Here is a 6,353-nt window from a genome sequence, read left to right as displayed (position 1 = left end):
CCCACGCCCACACCCACGCCTACGCCTACGCCTACGCCATCCACATCCTCCGCGGGCCGGGAGACGGCGATGGCCTGCTCGTCGCTGATCGACCCCTCAAGGACGAGGCGGACGCGGCCGCGGCGCAGGTGGTCGAGGACGATCGCGGCCAACCGCGCCGCCTGCTCGGCGGCGCCCAGCTCACCCTGGTTGTGCCGCAGACAGGCGATCTTGGCGTGGACGGCCGCCTGGTAGGCAATGTAGTGATGGTCCAGCGACACCGGATGCGTCTCGGCGGAGAACTCCCGGTACCAGGCCAGGAACCGGCGCGCCTCGTCCGGCGCGCCGAGCCGCTCCAGGTCCATCGCGAGGCACGCGGCGTCGGCCAGCACGTCACCGATCCGGCCCTGCCGGTCGGACGCCAGGCAGTCGATCACCCGTACGCCGTCGGACAGGCAGAAGACGTGGTCGGCGATGAGATCGCCGTGACCGTCCCGGATCCGGCCGGCCCGCCGCCGCTCAGCCAGCAGCGGAGCCCGCCCGGCGAGGTAGCGCAGCGCGAGTCGCTCGATCTCGTCGACGACATCGGCGGCCAGGACCTCGCCGCGAAACGGCGCGACGGCGCGCAGCAGGTCCAGCCAGCGAGCCTGCATAGCCGCCAGGCTGCCCGCCGCACCGATCCGGGCCGAGGTCTCGCAGCTCTCGTGGAACGCCGCGAGTCGGCGCGCGAGGTCACGCAGCTGTGGATCGACCCACCCGCCCCGCTCGACCAGCGTCGTCAGTCGGCGCGCGACGGGCAGCCGACTCATGACGACCATGTGATCGCGCAGGAGGTCGGCCTCGTCGCGGACGTCCGCGACGGCGAGGTACACGTCCGGCGGCGGTGTCGTCAACGGTGCCCTGCCGGGACGGGCCAGCCGATCCGCCGGATGTCACGCCCGGATGGCCGTTCGGCCCTCATCGAGTGGGCCGAACGGCCGTGCCGAGTATGCGGGCGGCGACGATCGCGACCCGCTGCCGGCCCCGGGCCGGCAGACCCGCCGGGGGTCAGGCCTCGCGGAGGGACTCCAGGAAGAGCAGGGTCCGCGCGGCGACGCTGCGACGCCCCGGACCCGTCAGCACATCGTGGCCGCCCGGGACGACCACGAGCTCCGCCCGGGACGCGGTGCGCGTCGTCATCCGGATCAGGGGTAGCGGGCTGACCTCGTCCTGCGCACCGTGGATGAGCAGGATCGGGAGGTCGGGCAGGGCACGCGGCAACGGTTCCTCGATGGCCACCCCCGCGACGGGAACCTGCAGGAGCGGCAGGCCGACCAGGATCACACCGTCGGGGCGTACCGCAGGGGAGGCGGCCATCGCCAGCGCCGCGAGGGCCCCCGTGTCGGAACCGAGGAGGACGAACGGGACGCCCGGCACCCGGTTCTCGGCCACCGCGGGCACCCGGCGGCCACCGTCGGGAACGACGGTCACCAGGTAGCCGTCCAGCGCGAGCCGACCGGCGAGAAGGTGGAACGGGCCGGCCTGCTCACCGCGCCCGAGCAGCACCGCGACCACCGCGCGCACATATTCCCCGGGTGCCCCGCCGGAGGCGGGAGAGGCCGCCGGGAGCCGACGCGTCGACGGAACCGGGATCGCGGCCGGGACGGCAGTGGAGGCCGGAGAGACGATCGACGCCGGAGAGACGGTGGGTGCGGTGGGTGTCGCGGCCGGCCTGCCTGCGGTTGGCGCGACGGAGCTGCCCCGCTGCGGACCGACGATGGTGCGGGCGCGGGACTGCCTGCCCGCCGCGGACGAGGTGGGCGAGGCCATCCGTAGATCATCGACGGACAACTGAGTGGTCGGCGACGGCATCGGCGCCAGATCTCCTTCGGACGGAACGGATCGTCGCGGCAGGCGGGCCGGACGTGCCGCGGGCGCGGCGTCGAGGCGACATCAATCGTTGATCTCGCCTCGGAGACTCGGAGAGGGTTTGAAGACTCGGAGAGGGTTTGAAGAGTGGGAGAGGGAAGGTGTCCGGCCCGCCGATGATCGGTCCGATGGCCCGGCGACCGGAGTAACACGCGGCTGCCGCCCGCCACGAGGCGAGGACAACGGCGGCCTGGACCTCGCGGCGGCCGTGCTCGCGAGTCGTACGGGGTGACCAGCAGCGGCGACGGGTGGTTCTTCGACGGCGGTACCGCTGCGGTCGGTCTCGGGAGCCGGCCCCGGGAAACGACCACCTGCCGCACGTCGCCTGCCGGCGAACGTCAGGAGCCCACCGGGAGGCGGAGGATGCCGGACCGCTGGCCGCCCGCGGCCGGGACGGATCGCTCGGCTCGGGGCCGCCAGCAGATCAGCGACAACGTCGCCAGGACGACGGCGACGGGAGGATCTCGGACTGGCGTCGATCGGGCCGGAGCACGTCCACGAACATGCCTACTACCCTGCGTAGCGGGAAGGGAAGCCGTCAAGCCGTTCACGGTGTGTCGTATATCACTCCACGACACGCCGACCCGACGCTGACGTGACGTCGACCGAAAGGTGTCCGGTCGGCCAGACCGGCGGCAAGGCCAGCCGGGAAGCCGGCCGCAAAGCCGGTGACCGGACCTCGTGGACCCCGCCCCGAAACACCGGAAAATGACGACAAGGGCACCGCCGGAGGCGCTGCCCTTGTCATGATCCGTGCACATTGTTCGTGCACGTTTAATGATCAACTATTTCGGTTCTCCGGGCACGGTCCTGTGCGTCGGGGAACCAACCCGCACCACGGTCAGGCCGCCGCCGCGCCCTTGGCCTTCACGAAACGGGCAGCCACGTCGGCCCAGTTGACGACGTTCCACAGGGCCGCCACGTAGTCGACCTTGACGTTCTTGTACTGGAGGTACCAGGCATGCTCCCAGGCGTCGAACACGAGCAGCGGGGTGTTGCCCACGCCGACGTTGCTCTGGTGGTCGTACACCTGCTCGATGAGCAGACGCTGCGCGGTGGCGTCGTAAGCCAGGACACCCCACCCGGAGCCCTGCACCGTGGTGGTCACCGCGTTCAGTTGCGCCTTGAAGGCGTCGAAGGAACCGAAGTCGGCGGCGATGGCCTCACCGAGCGCACCGTCCGGCTTGTCCCCGCCGTCCGGCGAGAGGTTCTCCCAGTAGATCGAGTGGAGAATATGCCCGGAAAGGTTGAAGGCGAGCGTCTTCTCCAGGCCCACGATGGCACCGAAGTCGCCCTTGTCGCGCGCTTCGGCGATCTTCTCAAGAGTGTCATTGGCACCCTTGACGTAGGTCGCGTGGTGCTTGTCGTGGTGCAGTTCGACTATCTGCCCGATAATGGACGGTTCCAGAGCACCGTAGTCGTAGTTCAGGTCCGGCAGCGTGTACGTCGCCACTAGCGCACGATCCTTTCCATTCATAAGGAATTCATCCGAGGAGTCCCGTGCGGAGCTCTCGGAGGTCAGATGGGCGGTGCGGTGGAGCCGGCGGCCACCCGGAGCGGAGGGGGCGGACAGGACCCGGCAATGCTCATCGGCCCTCCCCCTCCTCTCCCGCGGCACCGCCTCGACGGCACCCTGTGGACGGTCGGCTTCGCTGCTGCAATCCTCCGCGTGATCCCCCCGACTGGACACTATCGCCAGTCGGATGGGGCTTGCATGGCGAGACCCGACACCATGACACTCAAAGGATCGACCCGCTCGCACCGCTAACAACAGTGCGTAACGGCAAGGAAACGAAAACGGGATTACTCCGCCATTCCTCGCCACCGCCCATTACCTTCCGCTACTCCTCATGGATCTGTTGGGCGAGGTAATGGGCCGCACCAAGCTGGGAGATCAACTCCAGCTGGGCGTCGAGCCAGTCGATGTGCTCCTCCTCGGAGACGAGGATCCGCTCGAGGAGCACGGCCGATCCGACGTCGCCCCGCTCCCGGCAGAGTGCGACCCCCCGGCGCAGCAGGTCAACCGCCTCGAACTCCCCGGACCGGTCCACCTCGAGCTGCTCGGGCACCGTCTCCCCGATACGCAGCGTGTGCAGACGCTGCAGGTTCGGCAGACCGCCGAGATACAGCACCCGCTCGATGAGCTGATCCGCGTGCTTCATCTCGTCGATCGACTCGTGATAATAGTGCTCGGCGATCCGCCGATATCCCCAGTTACGTTGCATACGACTGTGCAGAAAGTACTGGTTGATGGTCGTGAGCTCGTTCGTCAGCACACTGTTCAGAATTTCGATGATTTCCACGTCACCACGCGTCACCATATGACCTCCACCTCCTGTCGGACATCGCCGGCCGGATGCCGTTCGTCATCATACCGAGGGAGTGCCCCGTCCCGCACCGCTTGATCGACCCGCCGTGGCGCCTCAACCAGCGGCGATGGCCTCCGACGGTCCGCGCGAGCCGACAGGCGGAACCTCCAGCGGACAGCACATCACACGGATACGGATTTCGCAGCGAACCTGAACCCGCGCCCCTCACATCCGCATGAACGTAAATGCAGGTAAGGTTTACTGTAAGGTAGAAATCCCGCACGGAGGAAGCGTGCGGGCAGCGTGCGACGGACCCTCATAATCATGGCGTCATTTCCCCGCGACGACTTCGTGCCGACCCGGCGAGCCCCTGCCGGCACGCTTCCGGCAGTCGGTTCAGTGCCGGCGGTGGCGGGTCAGTGGCGGCGGTGGCGGTCAGTGGCGGTCCCGGCGGCGGCGTCTCACCACATGGACGACGACGAATCCCCCCCGGCCGGAGTACTCGATCTGCGCGAGCTCCCCCGAGCTACGCCCCATGAGGTTGCCTATCTTGAACGAGGAGACCACCCGGGTACGCATGCCCGCCGTCCAGGCGACCGCGGCATCCCGGTCGACGCAGACCGGCTCGTCCGTCGACAACACCAGGGGAGCGCCCAGGCACAGCACGGCGACGCCGCCGCTGCCGGAAACCTCGGTGTTGAAGATCCCACCGGCGATCATGGCGCCGATGCGACCGGACGTCGTGGTGATCTTGTAGCGGATGCCGGACTCCAGCGCGAGCAGGCTGCGGCCGTTGACCGTCAGGCTGTCGTTGTCGAACGTGAAGACCGAGATGTGGCTTCCGGACTCAGCGAACCAGACGGTTCCGTGGCCGGCGACCCTCATCAGGTCCTGGCCCTCACCGGTAACCGCCCGCCGCAGGAATCCACCGACTCCCTGGCCCTTGTAGGCGAAGTCGACGCGGCCGCGATAGGCCACCATGGCTCCCTTTTTGGCGTACATCTCGCCGCCGTCGAGGCGTACCCGGCAGCATGCGATCGCCCTCTTCCAAGGCGAACGGGGGCCCGCGGCGGGGCCCCCGCGAAGGTCGCGAGTGGCTGGCTCATGGCCTCCATTCAACGCCCATCCACACCCGTTCGGGCCACACCGGTGGGAATACCGACGGGAGTATGGCGGGTAGACCGGCACCCGCCCGTCAGAGCAACATCAGCAGCATCGCGCCGGCCATGACCAGTCGGGACGTGGCCGATATCACCGGCGGCGTGTGGGTCACCCAGCCCGGCCTGACCCTGCGGACCAGCGGGCCACCGATAGCAGCCAGCACCGCCACAGCGAAGATCACCGCGAACCAGTCGGTCAGATTCGTCAGACCGGTCGAATCACCGACCGGCCACCTGTCCGCTCGGGCCATGCACGCCATCGCCAACCCCTCGATGACGAGCATCGAGCAGCAGGACCACCGCGACGGCTCGCAGGTCGGGTCCGTCAGGACAAGGAGGAAGAAGACGCCGGCCAGCGCCAGATAAGCGACGGCGAACACCACCGACGACGTCATCCAGCGTGGGCCGACGAACATGACGGCCATTCCCGCGGCCACCACCGTGTGCCCAATCTCGGCCGGTGGGTACACGGCCCTCCGCCGGGCTCGCACAAGCGCGCCGGCGAAACGTCCGGCGTGGAACATCGCCAGCAACGCGCAGGCGACCGCGGCAACGACGGCCACCGCCTGTGGTGGGGCCAGTGCGTGCGCCACTGCCGGGTGGTGGTGTGTCACCGATCCGCGGGTTCCCGTCCAGGCTCCCGTCCAGTTACGGTACGTCGCACGTCAGCTCACGCCCAGGGCGAGTTCGGCGTCGACCAGTGCGGTGATGCTGCCGGCACGGGCCTCGTCGACGATGGCCTGGAGCTGTTCGACACTCATCTGGATCCGCTGGCCGAAGTCATCGGTCAGCACGATGCGCCGCTCCGCCGGAGCCTCGTGGTCGACGAAGAGCTCCGGGCAACCACAGTTGCATTTTCCGCAAAAGGTCAAAATGTGACGTTCGCGAGTAGATCCGGACATGCCGTCTCCCGGGGTAGCGGACCAATCAGGAATATCAGTCTAAGATCCTCTCAGGGAAACGTCTGCGCGTTTACCGGATTCCGGGGGAACGGACA

At 68.5% G+C, this 6,353-nt stretch carries 7 protein-coding genes; all 7 read right to left on the bottom strand.

Annotated elements, in window-relative coordinates:
- The coding region (locus AC08OP_RS18695; RefSeq protein WP_476615372.1) for an aminoglycoside phosphotransferase family protein at nt 1–872 on the bottom strand (872 nt) is incomplete at its 3' end.
- Nucleotides 873–1,026: 154 nt separating this feature from the next.
- Nucleotides 1,027–1,830 (bottom strand): alpha/beta hydrolase, encoded by an 804-nt coding sequence (locus tag AC08OP_RS18690; protein ID WP_476615371.1) that lies wholly within the window; start codon nt 1,828–1,830, stop codon nt 1,027–1,029.
- An 898-nt stretch (nt 1,831–2,728) separates the two neighbouring features.
- Complete coding sequence (locus tag AC08OP_RS18685; protein WP_462187230.1) at nt 2,729–3,340, bottom strand: superoxide dismutase; 612 nt, start codon at nt 3,338–3,340, stop codon at nt 2,729–2,731.
- 388 nt (nt 3,341–3,728) lie between these two features.
- Nucleotides 3,729–4,208, bottom strand: coding sequence for a bacterioferritin (gene bfr, locus AC08OP_RS18680; RefSeq protein ID WP_476615370.1), 480 nt, complete (start codon nt 4,206–4,208; stop codon nt 3,729–3,731).
- A gap of 423 nt (nt 4,209–4,631) precedes the next feature.
- The gene (locus tag AC08OP_RS18675; protein ID WP_476615369.1) at nt 4,632–5,174 is read right to left on the bottom strand and encodes an AIM24 family protein; all 543 of its coding nucleotides are present in this window, start codon (nt 5,172–5,174) and stop codon (nt 4,632–4,634) included.
- A gap of 217 nt (nt 5,175–5,391) precedes the next feature.
- Nucleotides 5,392–5,970 carry a DUF5134 domain-containing protein gene (locus tag AC08OP_RS18670; RefSeq protein WP_476615368.1) on the bottom strand — a complete coding sequence of 193 codons (579 nt, stop codon included), beginning with the start codon at nt 5,968–5,970 and terminating at the stop codon, nt 5,392–5,394.
- Between the two features lie 51 nt (nt 5,971–6,021).
- The gene (locus AC08OP_RS18665; RefSeq protein WP_476595642.1) at nt 6,022–6,150 is read right to left on the bottom strand and encodes a hypothetical protein; all 129 of its coding nucleotides are present in this window, start codon (nt 6,148–6,150) and stop codon (nt 6,022–6,024) included.
- Nucleotides 6,151–6,353: the final 203 nt, after the last annotated feature.

This window comes from Frankia sp. CeRuru1 (genome assembly GCF_977966315.1).
The sequence above is the reverse complement of the archived record's forward strand: the minus strand, read 5'-3'. Positions and strand labels throughout refer to the sequence as shown.